Origin of the sequence: Phytohabitans rumicis (genome assembly GCF_011764445.1) — a bacterium.
Classification (GTDB): domain Bacteria; phylum Actinomycetota; class Actinomycetes; order Mycobacteriales; family Micromonosporaceae; genus Phytohabitans; species Phytohabitans rumicis.
The window spans coordinates 4,427,616-4,444,562 of record NZ_BLPG01000001.1 but is presented as its reverse complement, the minus strand read 5'-3'; the positions used below and the strand labels follow the sequence as shown (position 1 = coordinate 4,444,562).

The following is a 16,947-nucleotide window of genomic DNA, read 5'->3' as shown; positions in this document are numbered from 1 at the left end:
GCGGTCGACGAGAAAGCCAGCGCCCCCGCATCGCTTCCGATGCGGGGGCGCTGTCGTGTTGCCGGTGGCCGTGCCGCTAGGTGGCCGCACCCTGTGGCGCCGCGTTGCTCGCCAGGGCGGGCTTGGCGTCGGGCGCGTCCGAGTCGCCGGGCCCGCTGGAAGGCTGGGTCGGTACGACCGGCACCGCCAGGTCGACCGTCGCCGCCTCCTCGTCTTCCGTGCTGTCTTCGACGGGGTCGGCGAGGACGGCGTCGTCCGGCTTCTCGTCGGCGTCCACCGCTTCCGCCTCCTCGTCCACGGATGCCTCATCCGCCGGCGACTCGACAAACGCCACGGACGTGTCGTCGGCTTCTTCCGCCAGGGCCAAGCCAGCGGCTTCGGCCTCGGCCTGCTGGACCAGACTCGATGGCGCCTGCCACTCGATCCGCGGCGGCTCGGCGAGCGGCTTTCCACCGAACTCGGCGAGCCACGCGGCGACGAGGGCGAGACTCTCCCGCCACCGCGCCTCGGAGATCGGGGGCAGGATGTCGTCCCAGAGCGACAGGAACGTGCCGCGCAGCTGTAGCCGCCCGTACGGGCGGGCCAGGAACCACATGTGCAGATGCGCGGAGCCGTCGCCCCACCGGTTGACGTGAACCCGCGCTACTCCGTCCAGCGAGCGGACCGCGCGCTCGAGCCGGACCGTCATCACGCCGAGCTCGGCGGCGAGGAGGTTCGGGAGGTCGCCCAGATCGAGGTGCGACCGGGACTCCAGGATGAGGACCATCGGGAGTCCGGTCGGCCGGTCCATGGCGCGGACTCTCCATCGCTCACTGACCCAGATGTACGCCTCGTCGGGCGCGTTGCACGCGCTGCAGTCGGCGGCGTCTTCGCCCTTACGCTCGGGCTCTTTCTCCACCGGGTTGTCGAGCTGCTTCACCCGCAGATCGCCCTCGAATGGGAAGGAGGGCCACTTCGTAAAGTCAGGAACAGGGGATGCGATGTCGGGCACGAGGCTGACCCTAACGGGTTTCGGGACGCCTGTCGTTCCCCGTTTCGGGCTTCCTTGTCCACAGGCGAGCACCCGCTCCGACCGGCGGTTTTCTCGACAATCGCGCTCGACTGTGGATAACCCCTGTGGATTGTGCAAGCCCGCCGTTTCACGTGAAACGCGGGGCACCTCGCCGGCACCGGTTTCACGTGAAACGGCAGCGGCCGCGGTCCCCCAGACGAGGGATCCGCGGCCGCCGCCGTTGGTGGCTCGCGCTACTCCGGTTGCTCGGTCCGCTCCACGCCGATGATGCCCACGATCCGCTCGAGGTCGTCGACCGTCGCGAACTCGATCGTGATCTTCCCCTTGCTCCGTCCGATGTCGACCTTCACGCGGGTGTCGAAGCGGTCGGACAGCCGGTCGGCCAGATCGGTGAGTGCGGGGGCGTGCGCCTTCGCCCTCCGCTTCGCCGGCGCCGACTTGTTGGTCGGGCCCTCGGCGACGGCCAGCGCCACGATCTCCTCGGTCGCTCGTACCGAGAGTCCTTCCGCGACGATCCGCTTCGCCAGTTCCTCCTGAGCCTCGCCGCCGTCGAGGCCGAGAATCGCACGGGCGTGGCCCGCCGACAGGACACCGGCGGCGACGCGCTTCTGCACCTGAGCCGGGAGGTTCAGCAGCCGGATCGTGTTGGAGATCTGCGGCCGGCTCCGGCCGATCCGCTGGGCCAACTCTTCGTGGGTCGCGCCGAACTCCTCCAGCAGCTGCTGGTACGCGGCCGCCTCTTCGAGCGGGTTGAGGTTCGCTCGGTGGATGTTTTCCAGGAGGGCGTCGCGGAGCATGGCGTCGTCCCGGGTGTCCCGCACGATCGCCGGGATCGTCTCGCGGCCGGTCGCCTGGGCGGCCCGCCACCGCCGCTCGCCCATGACGAGTTCGTACTTCTCGCCGTCGAGCTCGCGGACCACGATCGGCTGGAGGAGGCCGACCTCCTCGATGGAGGTCTTCAGCTCCTCCATCGCCTCTTCGTCGAAGACCTGCCGCGGCTGCTTCGGGTTGGGCACGATCGCGGCGACCGGCACCTCGGCGAAGCGGGCGCCGGGCACCGGCGCGAGGTTGATCGGGTCGGCCGGCGTGGCGGCGAGTTCGGCGGGCGGCACGTGGACCGGACTCGCCGTGTCGACGCCGTTCGCCGAGTCCGTGGTGACGCCCCCGGACGGTTGGGCCGGCGCGGTCGGAATCAGCGCACCCAACCCACGCCCGAGGCCGCCGCGCGGACGGTTCTTCATGCCAGGCTCCCCAGATCAGCAACGTGTCGATTCGTCATGCCGCGCCTCCCAGTTTGACGCCTCGCTCGGCAATCTCCTGAGCCGCCTCGAAGTAGCTCGTGGCGCCGCGCGAACCGGGGTCGTAGGTCATGACCGACTGGCCGTAGCTGGGTGCCTCGGAGACGCGGACGTTCCGGGGGATGACCGCCTGGAGCACCTTTTCCCCGAAGTGGTTCCGGACGTCCTGCTCGACGGCGTCGGCAAGACGGGTGCGCCGGTCGTACATGGTCAGCAGGATCGTGGAGACGTCGAGCGTCGGGTTGAGGTGCTGCTTGACGAGGTTGATGTTGTTGATGAGCTGGTTGAGCCCTTCCAGCGCGTAGTACTCGCACTGGATCGGGATCAGCACCTCCTGGGCCGCCACCAACGCGTTGACCGTCAGCAGGCCGAGGGACGGCGGGCAGTCGATGAAGACGTAGTCGAAGGTCTCCGGGTGCGCGGCGATCGCCCGGGACAGCCGGGACTCGCGGGCCACGACCGAGACCAACTCGATCTCGGCACCGGCGAGGTCAATCGTCGCCGGGACGCACCACAGGTTGGGGATGCCCTCGACCGCCTGAGCGACGTCCGCGAGCGGGACGTTGTCGATCAAGCAGTCGTACACGTCCGGGATGCCCGCGTGGTGCGGGACGTTGAGCCCCGTCGAGGCATTCCCCTGCGGATCCAGGTCGACCACGAGCACCCGGTTGCCGTGCAGGGCGAGGGCCACGGCCAGGTTCACGGTGGTGGTCGTCTTGCCGACGCCGCCCTTCTGGTTTGCCACGCACAGGATCCTCGGCCGGGCCGGGCGAGGCATGGTGACCTCACCACTCGGGTTCAGGATCTGCACGGCGCGCATTGCCTCCATAGCCAACGGTGGATCATCCTCTTCACGCGATGTGGTTTCACGTGAAACGTACGCGTCGGCGTCGGCTTCCTCGGTGAAAGGTCCGGACGGCGACACGGGCGTGTCGGAATTGGTGGGGTTTCGAGCGGGGGAGGGTGACGGCGACGGCTCGACCCTCGCCGTACCGACCGAGGGTTGCGGCCTGGGCGAGGGGGCCGGGCGGCGATTCTGGTCGTCCTGCCCACTCGGCGGATAGGACGGCGGCTGGGGCGTGCGCTCCGGCACCGCGGACCGGCCGGTCGCCGGCGGCCCGGCGGCGGCGGGTCGACCGCCTTGGCCCTCGTACCCGGTGCCGGCCCTCGGCTGCGGCACGGAACGAGGGTCGGGATCGCCGTGGGCGGCGACCGGCGGGCGCTGGTGTCCCGGGCCGGCCACGGGCGCTCCCCGTCCGACCGCCCAGCCGTCGTAGTCAGTTTCACGTGAAACAGCGGCACCGCCCGGGCGGTAGCCACCGGGGTGGCTCAGCCCCGGATCGTCGTACGTTCCGTAGTCCTGCACCGTGTCATCCCTGTCCGCTTCGGATGGGTGGGCATTACCAGCGCTCGCGCCCGCACGTCCCGGCGACGGGGGCAGCTCGACAGAATCGTCTGCGCGCGGCCAGCCTACGGCCGTTGAGCGAATGAGGCCATTGGTGTCCGACACATGAGCCCGACTGGCACCCAACGGCGGGACAAGAAAAAGGAGAAAGCCGCACACACGCCTCAGCACGCCCCCGCATTGCGGTACGACGTCGGGCGGCCAGCCGACGCCTGTTCTTGTGCGAGGGCATTTCGTGCCCTCGTTCATTTAGCCCCTCCGCGCTCTCCCGCGCGCGACGTCACCGTCCGATGTAGACCGGCGACCCGCCCCCGCGACGATTTCGACCGTGCCGGCCCGACGGCGCGCTCACGGACGATCTCCACGACGGTCGTCGGCGGATCGATGAGACCGACCCCGCAGCGCCGTACGACCGGCGTGGCACCGCCCAGTCGACCGATCGCGTCGCGGTGTTCCGCCACTTCGTCGGCGGCTGACTCGCCCTTGAGCGCGAGCAGCCGCCCACCAAGGGCGGCGAGGGGTAGACACCAGCCAGTGAGCCGATCGAGTGGCGCGACCGCCCGAGCGGTGACGATGTCGGCGGGAGACCTCCCGACGCATTCCTCGGCCCGTGCCCGGACCACTGTTACGGTCCGTTCCAGGTCGAGAGCCGTCACCACTTCCGCCAGGAAGGCGGTCCGTCGTGCCAGTGGCTCGACCAAGGTGACCGTGAGGTCCGGCCGCGCCACAGCAAGCACGATACCGGGCAAACCGGCCCCGGACCCGACGTCCACCACGGAGGCGCGCGGCGGAATCAGCTCGGTGACCGCCGCGCAGTTCAACAGGTGGCGGGCCCAGATGCGGGGAGCCTCGTGCGGGCCGATCAGGCCGCGGACAACGCCGTCGGTGGCCAGCAGATCCGCGTACGCGATGGCGCGGTCCAGCCGCTCGCCGAAGAGCGCCTGAGCCGCGGGGAGCAGCTCGGGGGGCACAGGCAACGGCCCGGGTGGCGAACCACCCGGGCCGGATTCGATGTCACGCGGCACGTTAGTCGACCGGACGGACGACGATCCGCCGGTTGGGCTCCACGCCCTCGGACTCGCTCTCCACGCCGGCGAGCGCGTTCACCACGTCGTGCACGCACTTGCGCTCGAACGCGGACATCGCCTCCAGGCGTACCGGCTCGCCGAACTCCTTGACCTTCTCCACCGCGTTCTTGGCCACGGCGCCGAGCTCCTTGCGCCGGGTGGCGCGGTAGCCGCCGACGTCCAGCAGCAGCCGGCTGGGGGAGCCGGTCTGCCGGAAGACCGCGAGCCGGGTCAGCTCCTGCAGCGCCTCCAGCGTGGCGCCGCGCTGGCCCACGAGCGGCTGGAGGCGCCCACCGACCACCTCGACGACCGGGCGGCCGGCGGAGACCAGCTCGTCGATGTCGCCGTCGTAGTCGAGGATGTCGAGCAGCCCTTCGACGTAGTCCGCGGCGATCTCGCTCTGCCGGAAAAGATCCGTGTCGCTCGGAGCGGCTTCCGGCTCCTTTTCGGCCTCTGCCTCGTCGTCCTGCTCCGCGACCGGCGTGGTGTCCAGCTCATCGTCAAAGGACTGCTCGGTCTGGGGAGTGCTGGTGTCCGTCACGGTCTCATCTCCGTACTCGCTCGGCCGGACCGTCTCCGGTCCGATGGCTCCCGTGGCGGGCGAGGCGTCGCCAGCATCCACGGGCACGTCTGTTGTTGGGCGTCGCGTCTGCGGTGAGGGGAGCCGCGGTGCCCGCCGGTCTGGCCGGCGGGCACCGGTCGTCTCAACCCTGGCGCTTCGCGGGGCGGCCCTTCTTGGGGTTGACCGGCTTCGCACCGGGGCGCGGCGCGAGAGCCTTGCCGTCGACCGCGGGCTTGGTCTCGGGCGCGGCACCGTTGGGCTTGGACTTGCCGCCGAACCGGCCCGGCTTGGCGGGCTGCTGCGCGGCGGCCTTGCGCGCCGCCGGCCCGGGGACCGGCTTTCCGTTCTTGCCGGTGATCACCGGCGGCGGGTACTTGCGCAGCACCCACTGCTGCTGGCCGAGCGTGAACAGGTTGTTCGTCACCCAGTAGATGATCACACCGATCGGGAAGATCGCGCCGGAGATCAACAGCGACGCGGGGATGCCGTACAGCATCAGGCGCTGGATCATGCGCTGCTGGGGGTCTTCGGCCCATCCGGTCTTGAGGATCATCTGCCGGCTGGTCAAGTAGGTGGTCATGATCATGATGGCGACGAGGATGCCTGCAATGATCTTGACTGTGGTGCCGTTGGCGCCGAGCCGGGCCAACTCCTCCGCCGACGAGCCGAACTGGCCGGCGATCGGCGCGGTGAAGAGCTTCGCGCTCGCCGCGCTGTCGAACTGCTCGGCGGTCCAGCCGTACAGGTCCTTGTTCATCTTGGCGGGGTCGAGCCGCCGGAGCACGTGGAAGAGACCGAGGAAGACCGGAATCTGCAGGAACATGGGCAGGCAGCCCATGAGCGGATTGGCCTTCTCCTTCCGGTAGAGCTCCATCATTTCTTTCTGGAGCGTCTCCCGGTCACCCTTGTGCTTCTCCTGCAGCGCCTTGACCTGCGGCTGCAACGCCTGCATCGCGCGCTGTGACTTGATCTGCTTGACGAAGACCGGGAAAAGGATCACCCTGACGGTGACCACCAGGAAGATGATCGCCAGGATCCACGCCCAGTTGGTGCCCAGAACCGTTTTGTCCGGGACACCGATCGCTTCCCACAGCGAATGCCAGCGCAGCAGGATCCACGAGATCGCCCAGTAGATCCAGTCGAGACTCAATTCGGGGCTCCAGTCACATCAGCACGACGGTGTCTCTTGGGAACGGGCACGGGGTCGTACCCGCCGGGGTGGAACGGGTGGCAGCGCAACAGCCGCCAGACCGCGAGACCGGCTCCCCGGAGGGCACCGTGCTTAGCGATGGCCTCCAGGGCGTACGCACTGCACGACGGATAGAACCGACAGCGGGCCGGCAGTGCCGGGCTTATCCAACGACGGTACGCGATGACCAGCGAGGTCAGCACTCGGGCCGCGATTCCGGGCCGCTCAGCCATGGCGGCGTCCTTTCGGAGCACGGGCGGCGGCCAGGGCCGCGTCAAGATCGGCAGCCAGTCGGGTGTACGGAAGGTCGGCCGCGGCCGGCAGCGCCCGTACCACGAGCACGCTCCCGGGGGCAGCTCGCCGAGCCGCTCCCGCACCAGGTGGCGCAGCCGCCGCCGTACGGTGTTGCGCGTCACGGCACCGCCCACCGCCTTGGACACGATGAAGCCGGCGCGCACCGAGTTTTCCTCGGTGGGCGCCGGCTCCGGAAGCTTCGTCGACGTGGTGATATCCGTCTTCGGGGTGGTCAGGTGAACGACCAGGGCGCCGCGGCCAGCGCGGCGTCCACCGCGTACCGCCGCGGCGAAGTCGCCACTGCGCCGCAGTCTTTGCGCGGCCGCCAGCACGACTGCCTCACCTGAAGGACGCGCCCCGTCAGGCTCAGGCCGACAGGCGGGCGCGGCCCTTCGAACGGCGGGAGGCGAGGATGGCGCGGCCGGCGCGGGTGCGCATGCGCAGCCGGAAGCCGTGGGTCTTGGCACGCCGGCGGTTGTTCGGCTGGTAGGTGCGCTTGCTCACGTCGATGCTCTCCGTCTTCGTTGCGATCCTGGCTCAGCGGTGCCATCCTGGCTCAGCGCTACGGTCCTCGCTCAGCACAACAATCTTCGCTCAGCACAATATGCTCCGTCAGGCCACGGAGCAGCCGCTCAAGCTTACGCACGCGGGCAATGACCGTCAAACACGCGCGGCGAGGGCAGCATGGCCACAGCTAGTGCCGAGCGGATCACGTTGGGCAGTGGGCCCAATGCGCGGTTTCACGGTCACCGACAACGAACCGGTGTGGACAGCGGTTGAAGGGTTGTGGACAACGCTGTTAGCGTGCCCGATTGCCGGTCCGCGTCAGGGGGTCACTGTCGCTACATATCGGTGCAAAACCGGACGAGGTAGTCAGTCGTTCGGCACGGTGTACCCGCACTGGCGTCGTCGCTGGCCGAGCGAGTTCCGATGGGGCGTCATGCGGGGGGCCACAATCGGTCGGTACACAGGGTGTGGATAACTTGTGGACAACGACCGCCGACAGCGGCGACCCGGGGGAACTCGGAGGCGAAGGGGGTGGCGCGACGGTGGCCGAGAACGACCTGGCCGTGGTCTGGTTGGCAGCGACCGAAGAGCTGGCCGATGAGATCGTTTCGGCACAGCAGCGGGCCTATCTCCGGCTGACCCGGTTGGGCGCCATCGTCGAGGACATCGCCCTCCTCTCCGTACCTGACGCGTTCACCCGCGACGTGATCGAGTCGCGCCTCCGGCCGGCGATCACCGACGCGCTCTCCCGCCGGCTCGGCCGGCCGATCCAGGTCGCCGTGACGATCCGCCCGCCCGAAGAGGGACAAGGGCGCACGGCCGGGACCATATATGGCAGCCCCACCCCGGCCGACGCGTTCGGTGAGGGCGGGCCGACCGGCTCCGCGCAGCACCCGATCTCGCCGGCGGGCCCCCCGGCGACCGCCTCGGCCACCGTGCCCGTGATGCGCGATCCGGCGCAAGAAGAAGGTGCGCTCTTCAACGCGCCGCGGCAGCACGCGGTCGACCCGATGGGCCAGACCGAACAGCTCCCGTTGCAGCCCAACCCGCGCTACGACGACCTGCACCACCCCGACCTGACCCGGCGGGACGAGCCGACCACCCGGGATCTGCGCCACGACTCCGGCCCGGACAGCGGGCCCGGCCGGGTCGCGGTGGGCGAACGCGCCGGCGGCGTCCGCGAGCACCAGGGCGGCCCACTGCGCGACGACCGCAGGTCCGCCGGGGGTACGGAGGGCAGCGGCAACCGCCTCAACCCGAAGTACATGTTCGAGACGTTCGTCATCGGCTCCTCCAACCGCTTCGCGCACGCCGCCTCGGTGGCCGTGGCGGAGTCGCCGGCGAAGGCGTACAACCCGCTGTTCATCTACGGCAGCTCCGGGCTGGGCAAGACCCACCTGCTGCACGCCATTGGTCACTACGCCACCACGCTCGGCAACGCCCGCTCGGTACGGTACGTCTCCACCGAGGAGTTCACCAACGACTTCATCAACTCGCTGCGCGACGACAAGACGAGCGCCTTCCAGCGCCGCTACCGCGACGTGGACATCCTCCTGATCGACGACATCCAGTTCCTGGAGAACAGGGAGCGGACGCAGGAGGAGTTCTTCCACACGTTCAACACGCTGCATAACGCCAACAAGCAGATCGTCATCACCTCCGACCGGTCGCCCAAGCAGCTGGCGACGCTCGAGGACCGGCTCCGCACGCGGTTCGAGTGGGGACTGCTGGCCGACATCCAGCCGCCGGACCTGGAGACGCGGATCGCGATCCTGCAGAAGAAGGCCGCCCAGGAGCGGCTCTTCGCGCCTCCGGACGTGCTGGAGTTCATCGCCTCGCGGATCTCCAACTCGATCCGCGAACTGGAGGGTGCGCTGATCCGGGTCACCGCCTTCGCGTCGCTGACCCGGTCGCCGGTGGAGCTGGCCCTCGCCGAAGAGGTGCTGCGCGACTTCATCCCGGACGGCTCGGGACCGGAGATCACCGCCGACCAGATCATGGTCTCCACGGCCGACTACTTCGGCGTGAGCCTGGAGGACCTGCGCGGGCACTCGCGCTCCCGGGTCCTCGTCAACGCCCGCCAGGTCGCCATGTACCTGTGCCGCGAGCTGACCGACCTCTCGCTGCCCCGCATCGGGCAGGCGTTCGGGGGCCGGGACCACACCACGGTCATGCACGCCGACCGGAAGATCCGCCAGCAGATGGCCGAGCGGCGCTCGCTCTACAACCAGATCGCCGAGCTGACGAACCGGATCAAGCAGAACTCCTGACGTTCTCCACAGGTTCGGCTCTCTACACAGTCGTCCACACCCGTCCACATGAGGTTGTCCACTGTCGGTGGACAACCTTTTGTGTTCATGGGACGCCTTACCCACAACCTGTGGACAACACCTGGGGAAATCGCTGTGGACGTGTACGGCGGGTAACAACTCTGTCCACGGTTCATGGACGGGTGTGTACGACATGTTGAAGGTTCTGGGGACGGGGCCGGGCGACGGCCGCGTCGCTGTCCCCACAGCTGGGGAGAAACCTCGGGGAAACCCGGTGGACGACCGGTGGACAGCAGTGGACAACCATTGCGGTCCTGCCACCTTGTGGAGGGACGAGCCCGTTCGGACCCGGCTTCTCCACAGCCCGACCACCGGTGGATAACGGGTCCGGCCTGCGCAGACGCTCGTTCTCCACAGTTCGCACAGCACCGATGAAGACGATGAGTTAGATCTTCTAAGACAACAAAAACCAATCACCAGCGTTGTGGGTTCTGTGGACCGGCACCCGCCGGTCCAACCCTGGATATCTGATCGGGCAAACCACCGGGGGTGGGCGTACGCCGCCGGCCGGAGAGCCCTATGGTCGGTAGGACGGTTCCTGCCCACCGGAGTCGACGCGGAGGCGAGCCATGAGCTGCGGAGGAGAACGATGAAGTTCCGAGTCGAGCGCGATGCGCTCGCCGATGCCGTGGCGTGGACGGCGAAGAGCCTGCCCAACCGGCCCTCGGTGCCCGTCCTCGCCGGGGTGATGATGCGGGTCACCGACGGACAGCTCACCGTCTCCGGCTTCGACTACGAGGTGTCCAGTCAGGTAAGCCTCGACGTACAGGGTGACGCCGACGGGGCGGCCCTGGTCTCCGGTCGGCTGCTCGCCGAGATCACCAAGGCCCTGCCGGCCAAGCCGGTCGACATCGCCGCCGTCGGTTCCCATCTGGAGCTGGTGTGCGGCAGCGCCCGCTTCACGCTGCCCACGATGCCGGTGGAGGACTACCCGACGCTGCCGGATATGCCGTCGAGCGCGGGCACGCTCGACGCGGCGCAGTTCGCCTCGGCGGTGGCCCAGGTCGCCATCGCCGCCGGGCGGGACGAGACCCTGCCGATGATGACCGGCGTCCGTCTCGAGCTGAACGGCAGTTCAATCGCCATGCTCGCCACCGACCGCTACCGCCTGGCCATGCGCGAGCTGCAGTGGCGCCCGGACAACCCGGAAGTGAGCCTCAACGCGCTCGTGCCGGCCCGTACGCTCGCCGACACGGCCAAGACGCTCGGCCCGCTCGGTGGCGACGTGACGATGGCGCTGGCTCAGGGCGGCGCCGGCGAGGGCATGATCGGGTTCGTGGGCGGGACCCGGCGTACGACCAGCCGGCTGCTCGACGGCGCCAACTACCCGCCGGTGCGCTCGCTCTTCCCGGCCTCGCACAACGCCGAGGCCCGGGTGTCGGTGGCCGCGCTCAACGAGGTGGTCCGCCGGGTCGCGCTGGTCGCCGACCGCACCACGCCGGTGCTGCTGAGCTTCAGCGACGAGGGCCTCGTCGTGGAGGCGGGCGGCACCGAGGAGGCACGGGCCAGCGAGGCGATGGAGGCCACGTTCACCGGTGAGGCGCTGACCATCGGGTTCAACCCGCAGTACCTGCTCGACGGGCTCGCCGCCCTCGGCTCGCCGATCGCGCAGCTCTCCTTCGTCGACGCCTTCAAGCCGGCCGTGATCTCCCCGGCGGGCGAGGACGGAGAGATCATCCCCGGCTACCGGTATCTGATCATGCCCATTCGGGTAACCCGCTGACGGGGCGAAACAACGAGGGGACGCGAAATGCAGCTAGGGCTTGTGGGCCTTGGCCGGATGGGCGGCAACATGCGTGGGCGGCTGCGCTCGGCCGGTCACGAGGTCATCGGGTACGACCGCAATCCGGCGGTGAGCGACGTCGCCAGCATGGCCGAGCTGGTCGAGCGGCTCGCCCCGCCGCGTGCGGTGTGGGTGATGGTGCCGGCCGCCGTGACCGAGGAGACGATCGACGCGCTGGCCGCGTACCTCGGCGAGGGTGACCTCGTCATCGACGGCGGCAACTCGCGCTTCAGCGCCGACGCGCCGCGGGCCGAGCGGCTCGGCAAGCGCGGCATCGGCTACATGGACGTCGGCGTCTCCGGCGGCGTCTGGGGCCTGGAGAACGGGTACGCCCTGATGGTGGGCGGCGACGACGAGCACGTGGCCCGGCTGGCGCCGGTCTTCGAGGCGCTCAAGCCGCAGGGCCAATTCGGGTTCGTCCACGCCGGCCCGGTGGGCGCCGGGCACTACGCCAAGATGGTGCACAACGGCATCGAGTACGGCCTGATGCACGCGTACGCCGAGGGCTACGAGCTGTTGACCGCGTCCGAGCTGGTCACGGACGTGCCCGGCGTCATCAAGTCGTGGCGCGACGGCTCGGTGGTCGAGTCGTGGCTGCTCGACCTGCTCGACCGCGCCCTCGACGACGACCCGGAGCTGTCCAACCTGAGCGGCTACGCCGACGACACCGGGGAGGGGCGCTGGACCGTGGAGGAGGCGATCCGGCTCGCTGTGCCGATGAACGTCATCGCCGCGTCGCTCTTCGCCCGCTTCGCGTCCCGCCAGGAGGACTCGCCGGCCATGAAGGCGGTCGCCGCGCTGCGCCAGCAGTTCGGCGGGCACCCGGTCCACAAGCGCCCGTAGCCGTCGATGTATGTACGCCGGCTCGAACTGGTCGACTTCCGCTCGTACGAGCGGGTGGAGGTCGACCTGGAGCCGGGCGGGGCGGTGCTCGTCGGCCCGAACGGGGTCGGCAAGACCAACCTCGTCGAGGCCCTCGGGTACGTAGCGACGCTGGGCAGCCACCGGGTGGCCACCGACGCGCCGCTGGTCCGGGCCGGCGCCGGGTCCGCCGTGATCCGGTGCACGATCGTCCACGATGGACGGGAGCTGCTCGTCGAGCTGGAGATCGTGCCGGGCAAGGCCAACCGGGCCCGCCTCGGCCGTTCGCCGGTGCGCCGGGCCCGTGACGTGCTCGGCGCGCTGCGGCTGGTGCTCTTCGCCCCGGAGGATCTGGAGCTGGTCCGCGGCGACCCGGCCGAGCGCCGCCGCTACCTCGACGATCTGCTGGTCGCCCGGTTGCCGCGGTACGCCGGGGTACGCGCCGACTACGAGCGGGTGGTGAAGCAGCGCAACGCCTTGCTGCGCACGGCGTACCTGGCGCGCAAGACGGGGGGCACCCGTGGCGGTGATCTGTCCACACTGGATGTATGGGACACGCACCTGGCCCAGCACGGCGCCGAACTGCTGGCCGGGCGGCTGGAGCTGGTCGCCGCCCTGGCACCGCACGTGACCAAGGCGTACGACGCGGTGGCGGCCGGCAAGGGCGCGGCGGCGGCGACGTACCGGGCATCGGTGCCGGTGGACACGCCCGACCGGAGCGCGTTGCAGGCCGCGCTGTCCACCGCGCTCGCCGAGTCCCGACAGTCCGAAGTGGAGCGTGGTGTGACGCTGGTCGGCCCGCACCGCGACGACCTGGCCCTCACCCTGGGCGACCTGCCCGCCAAGGGGTACGCCAGCCACGGCGAGTCCTGGTCGTACGCGCTGGCGCTGCGGCTGGCCGCGTACGACCTGCTGCGCGCCGAGGGCATCGAGCCGGTGCTCGTGCTCGATGATGTGTTCGCCGAGTTGGACGGGGGCCGCCGGGCCCGCCTGGCCGACCTGGTGGGCGGGGCGAGCCAGCTCCTGGTCACCTGCGCGGTCCCGAGGACGTGCCGGCGGTCCTGCGCGGTGCCCGGTACCAGGTGGCGGAGGGGGGAGTGCGGCGTGTCGACTGAGGAGCAGCCCGGCGAGACCAGCGCCAGCCAGGCGGGTCCGGAGCTGGCCCGCGCCGTACTGGACGCGGCGCGAGCTCGCCGGCAAGCGGCCGCGCCGCAACGGCGTACCCGATCGGGAAATGACGCCGCGGACGCGGCTGCCGGCGGCGGTGGTCGCCGGTTGCGAGGCTATTCCGGCCCTGGGCCGGACCCGCGCGACCCGCAGGCTTTCGGCGATGTGCTGGCCCGGCTGGTCAAGGCCCGCGGCTGGCAGAAGCCGGCGGCGGAGGCGACCGTCTTCGGCGCGTGGGAGCGGGTCGTGGGGCCCGACATCGCCAAGCACAGCCGCCCGCTGAAGCTCGACGACGGCGAGCTGACCGTGGAGGCGGAGTCCACGGCGTGGGCGACGCAGCTGCGGCTGCTGGCCGCTTCGCTGCTGCAGCGGATCGCCGCCGAGGTCGGCCACAACGTGGTGCGCAAGCTGCACATCCACGGGCCGGCCGCGCCGTCGTGGTCCCGCGGGCCGCGGCGGGTGCGGGGTCGGGGCCCGCGGGACACGTACGGCTGAGCGCTAGAAGTCGGCGTAGATGGCGAAGCCCCGGTCGGCGCACCGGCGGTAGAAACGGGACAGAACGCCCAGTTCGGAGCGGGAGAAGCTCCACTGCGGCGCGCCGCCCGATTCGTCCCGGAGGCCGTCGAGGCGGCCTTCCAGCCAGCGCAACTGCTGGTCGGCCAGGCGGCCGCCGGACAGGGCGGCGCGCAGCACCGCGCCGACGGTGTCGAACGTGACCGCCTCGCCGTGCTCGCGATGGCTCTCCACGAAGCGCTCCAGGCCGCCGGCGATCCAGGCGCACCCGTCCGGGTCGATCACCGGATCTTCGTCTTCGGCCGCGGCCTCTGTGGCGTAAAGCACACCGTCGAGACCGAGGAGCAGATCGACCAATTCGGTGTACGCGGTGGCGCGCACCGTGCCGGTCTTGGCGATGTGCCCGGCGAGGGCGGCGGTGGGTGCGGAGACCTGCGGGTCATCCGCCAACTCGGCGAAGTCGACGAACTCGGCCGGGGCGACCGGGTCGTAGAAACGGCCGGTACGCGGCCACTGCACGGCAACGTTGTCCAGCCCCAACGGGGTTCACCCTTTCAAGTAGCGCAGCGTGACTGTGCGCCCGCAGGTTAAGAGAGGCGCCTGGTCCTTCAAACGGCGCCGGGCAAAATTACGACACGGCGTGCCCTTTGCGCGACCCCCGAGCGGGCAGACCCGCGTGTTTCCGGTCCCGCCGGGCGGCCACCCGCGCCAGAGTGCCCCTCGTGTGGGGGGAGTTGCGCCCGGAGCCAATCGGGCCGCTACGAAGGTCTCAGGTGCCCGCGAGGGGCGCCGTGTACCCGGTTTCCGGCTTCCGCACAGTAAGATTGGGGACGACGAAGACGCCGGTTCGCTCGGCGTCCCAGTGAACGTGATCCGCGGGCGACCGCGGTGACGGGAGCGCCCGCCCCAGCAGCCGGCTGCGGTGTCGTGCGCGCCTGTCACCGTAACCGCCCGCCTACCCCGCGTCCCCCGCGCCGACCGGTGCTGGGTGGCGCGAGAAAGTGGCCAAGGGTGGCAGCGCAGAAAAAGCAGGAGTACGGCGCCGAGTCGATCACCGTCCTGGAGGGCCTGGAGGCGGTTCGCAAGCGTCCCGGCATGTACATCGGGTCCACCGGTGAGCGGGGCCTGCACCACCTGGTCTGGGAGGTCGTCGACAACGCCGTCGACGAGGCGCTCGCCGGGTACTGCGACACCATCGACGTGGTCCTGCTCGCCGACGGCGGCGTACGGGTCGTCGACAACGGCCGGGGCTTCCCGGTCGACCTGCACCCGAAGCTGAAGAAGCCCGGCGTCGAGGTGGCGCTGACCGTCCTGCACGCCGGCGGCAAGTTCGACGGCAAGGCGTACGCGGTCTCCGGCGGCCTGCACGGTGTGGGCGTCTCCGTGGTCAACGCGCTGTCGATCCGGATGCAGCTGGAGATCTGGAAGTCCGGGCACGTCTACCGGCAGCAGTACCACGACTCCAAGCCGACGCCGCTGGAGAAGGGCGAGGTCACCAACCGGTCTGGCTCGTCGGTGGCCTTCTGGCCCGACCCGAAGGTGTTCGAGACCACCGAGTTCTCCTTCGAGACGATCTACCGCCGGCTGCAGGAGATGGCCTTCCTCAACCGCGGGCTGACGATCCACCTGCGCGACGAGCGCACCACCGAGGAGGACGGTAAGCCCCGCGAGGTGACCTTCCTCTACAAGGGCGGCATCGCCGACTTCGTCCGGCACCTCAACCAGACCAAGAGCGCGATCCACAAGACGGTGGTGGAGTTCGGCGCCGAGGAGGAGGGCATGTCGATCGAGGTCGCCATGCAGTGGAACGAGTCGTACGGCGAGTCGGTCTACACGTTCGCCAACACGATCAACACGCACGAGGGCGGCACGCACGAAGAGGGCTTCCGGTCGGCGCTGACCACTGTGGTCAACAAGTACGGCGCGGACAAGAAGCTGCTCAAGGGCGACGAGAAGCTCTCCGGCGAAGACATCCGCGAGGGCCTCGCCGCGATCATCTCGGTCAAGCTGGCCAACCCGCAGTTCGAAGGCCAGACCAAGACCAAGCTGGGCAACACCCCGGTGAAGAGCTTCGTGCAGCGGGTCTGCAACGAGTGGCTGACCGACTGGCTGGAGCGCAACCCCAGCGAGGCCAAGATGATCATCTTGAAGGCCACCGCCGCGGCCCGGGCCCGCATCGCCGCGCAGCAGGCCCGCAAGCTGGCCCGGCGCAAGTCGCTGCTCGAATCGGGCTCGATGCCGGGCAAGCTGGCCGACTGCCAGTCCACCGACCCGCGCGAGTCCGAGATGTTCATCGTCGAGGGCGACTCGGCGGGCGGCTCGGCCAAGCAGGGCCGCGACCCGCGTACGCAGGCGATCCTGCCGATCCGTGGCAAGATCCTCAACGTGGAGAAGGCCCGGATCGACCGGGTTCTCAAGAACAACGAGGTCCAGTCGCTGATCACGGCGCTCGGCACCGGCGTCCACGAGGACTTCGACATCGAGAAGCTGCGCTACCACAAGGTCATCCTGATGGCCGACGCCGACGTGGACGGCCAGCACATCCAGACGCTGCTGCTCACGCTGCTCTTCCGCTTCATGCGGCCGCTGGTCGAACTGGGGCACGTATACCTCGCCGCGCCCCCGCTCTACAAGATCAAGTGGAACAAGAAGGGCGATGACGCCCAGTACGCGTATTCCGACCGCGAGCGGGACGGACTGATCCGGCTGCGCCAGGAGAAGAAGCCGAACGCGAAGCCGGACGACATCCAGCGGTTCAAGGGTCTCGGTGAGATGAACTACCCGGAGCTGTGGGACACCACGATGAACCCGGGGACCCGTACGCTGCGCCAGGTGACCCTGGATGACGCGGCGACCGCGGACGAGCTCTTCAGCGTCCTCATGGGTGAGGACGTAGAGGCGCGCCGGTCGTTTATCCAGCGCAACGCCAAGGACGTGCGGTTCCTGGATATCTAGCGCG

14 protein-coding genes and 2 pseudogenes are annotated in these 16,947 nt (G+C 69.7%); 6 read left to right on the top strand and 10 right to left on the bottom strand.

Features of this window, described 5'->3' with window-relative positions; genetic code table 11:
- Window positions 1-76: 76 nt before the first annotated feature.
- The 9 genes and pseudogenes from Prum_RS19860 to rpmH form a co-directional block, all read right to left on the bottom strand.
- Window positions 77-991: a hypothetical protein gene (locus Prum_RS19860; protein ID WP_173077879.1), complete on the bottom strand. Its 915-nt coding sequence runs from the start codon at window positions 989-991 to the stop codon at window positions 77-79.
- Between the two features lie 254 nt (window positions 992-1,245).
- The gene (locus tag Prum_RS19855) at window positions 1,246-2,253 is read right to left on the bottom strand and encodes a ParB/RepB/Spo0J family partition protein (RefSeq protein ID WP_173077878.1); all 1,008 of its coding nucleotides are present in this window, start codon (window positions 2,251-2,253) and stop codon (window positions 1,246-1,248) included.
- 34 nt (window positions 2,254-2,287) lie between these two features.
- The gene (locus tag Prum_RS53865; protein ID WP_281368941.1) at window positions 2,288-3,676 is read right to left on the bottom strand and encodes a ParA family protein; all 1,389 of its coding nucleotides are present in this window, start codon (window positions 3,674-3,676) and stop codon (window positions 2,288-2,290) included.
- 284 nt (window positions 3,677-3,960) lie between these two features.
- Window positions 3,961-4,692, bottom strand: a complete 732-nt coding sequence (gene rsmG / locus Prum_RS19845; protein WP_246277985.1) for a 16S rRNA (guanine(527)-N(7))-methyltransferase RsmG — start codon at window positions 4,690-4,692, stop codon at window positions 3,961-3,963.
- A gap of 49 nt (window positions 4,693-4,741) precedes the next feature.
- On the bottom strand, window positions 4,742-5,323 hold the full coding sequence (locus tag Prum_RS19840) for a Jag family protein (RefSeq protein WP_173077877.1): 582 nt from the start codon (window positions 5,321-5,323) through the stop codon (window positions 4,742-4,744).
- 163 nt (window positions 5,324-5,486) lie between these two features.
- Window positions 5,487-6,494, bottom strand: coding sequence for a membrane protein insertase YidC (gene yidC / locus Prum_RS19835; RefSeq protein WP_173077876.1), 1,008 nt, complete (start codon window positions 6,492-6,494; stop codon window positions 5,487-5,489).
- Window positions 6,491-6,766, bottom strand: a complete 276-nt coding sequence (gene yidD / locus Prum_RS19830; protein ID WP_173077875.1) for a membrane protein insertion efficiency factor YidD — start codon at window positions 6,764-6,766, stop codon at window positions 6,491-6,493. Before yidD ends, yidC begins: the two co-directional genes overlap by 4 nt.
- Window positions 6,759-7,159: pseudogene (gene rnpA / locus Prum_RS19825) on the bottom strand (ribonuclease P protein component). The gene yidD and the pseudogene rnpA overlap by 8 nt, the downstream one beginning before the upstream one ends.
- Window positions 7,160-7,193: 34 nt before the next feature.
- Window positions 7,194-7,331 (bottom strand): 50S ribosomal protein L34, encoded by a 138-nt coding sequence (gene rpmH, locus Prum_RS19820; protein ID WP_173077874.1) that lies wholly within the window; start codon window positions 7,329-7,331, stop codon window positions 7,194-7,196.
- 545 nt (window positions 7,332-7,876) lie between these two features.
- On the opposite strand from rpmH, the gene dnaA reads away from it, so the two are divergent.
- From dnaA to Prum_RS19800, 5 genes and pseudogenes are all read left to right on the top strand, one after another.
- A complete protein-coding gene (gene dnaA / locus Prum_RS19815; RefSeq protein WP_173077873.1) occupies window positions 7,877-9,604 on the top strand; it encodes a chromosomal replication initiator protein DnaA in 1,728 nt (575 codons plus the stop codon).
- A gap of 649 nt (window positions 9,605-10,253) precedes the next feature.
- A complete protein-coding gene (dnaN, locus tag Prum_RS19810) occupies window positions 10,254-11,387 on the top strand; it encodes a DNA polymerase III subunit beta (protein ID WP_173077872.1) in 1,134 nt (377 codons plus the stop codon).
- A gap of 27 nt (window positions 11,388-11,414) precedes the next feature.
- Window positions 11,415-12,290 carry a phosphogluconate dehydrogenase (NAD(+)-dependent, decarboxylating) gene (gene gnd / locus Prum_RS48845; protein WP_178132658.1) on the top strand — a complete coding sequence of 292 codons (876 nt, stop codon included), beginning with the start codon at window positions 11,415-11,417 and terminating at the stop codon, window positions 12,288-12,290.
- Window positions 12,291-12,296: 6 nt separating this feature from the next.
- Window positions 12,297-13,423, top strand: a pseudogene (gene recF / locus Prum_RS48840) (DNA replication/repair protein RecF).
- Window positions 13,413-13,970, top strand: a complete 558-nt coding sequence (locus Prum_RS19800; protein ID WP_178132657.1) for a DciA family protein — start codon at window positions 13,413-13,415, stop codon at window positions 13,968-13,970. Before recF ends, Prum_RS19800 begins: the two are co-directional and overlap by 11 nt.
- A 3-nt stretch (window positions 13,971-13,973) precedes the next feature.
- On the opposite strand, the gene Prum_RS19795 is transcribed toward Prum_RS19800, so the two are convergent.
- Window positions 13,974-14,528, bottom strand: a complete 555-nt coding sequence (locus Prum_RS19795; protein WP_173077870.1) for a hypothetical protein — start codon at window positions 14,526-14,528, stop codon at window positions 13,974-13,976.
- A gap of 471 nt (window positions 14,529-14,999) precedes the next feature.
- On the opposite strand from Prum_RS19795, the gene gyrB reads away from it, so the two are divergent.
- A complete protein-coding gene (gene gyrB, locus Prum_RS19790) occupies window positions 15,000-16,943 on the top strand; it encodes a DNA topoisomerase (ATP-hydrolyzing) subunit B (protein ID WP_173077869.1) in 1,944 nt (647 codons plus the stop codon).
- Window positions 16,944-16,947: the final 4 nt, after the last annotated feature.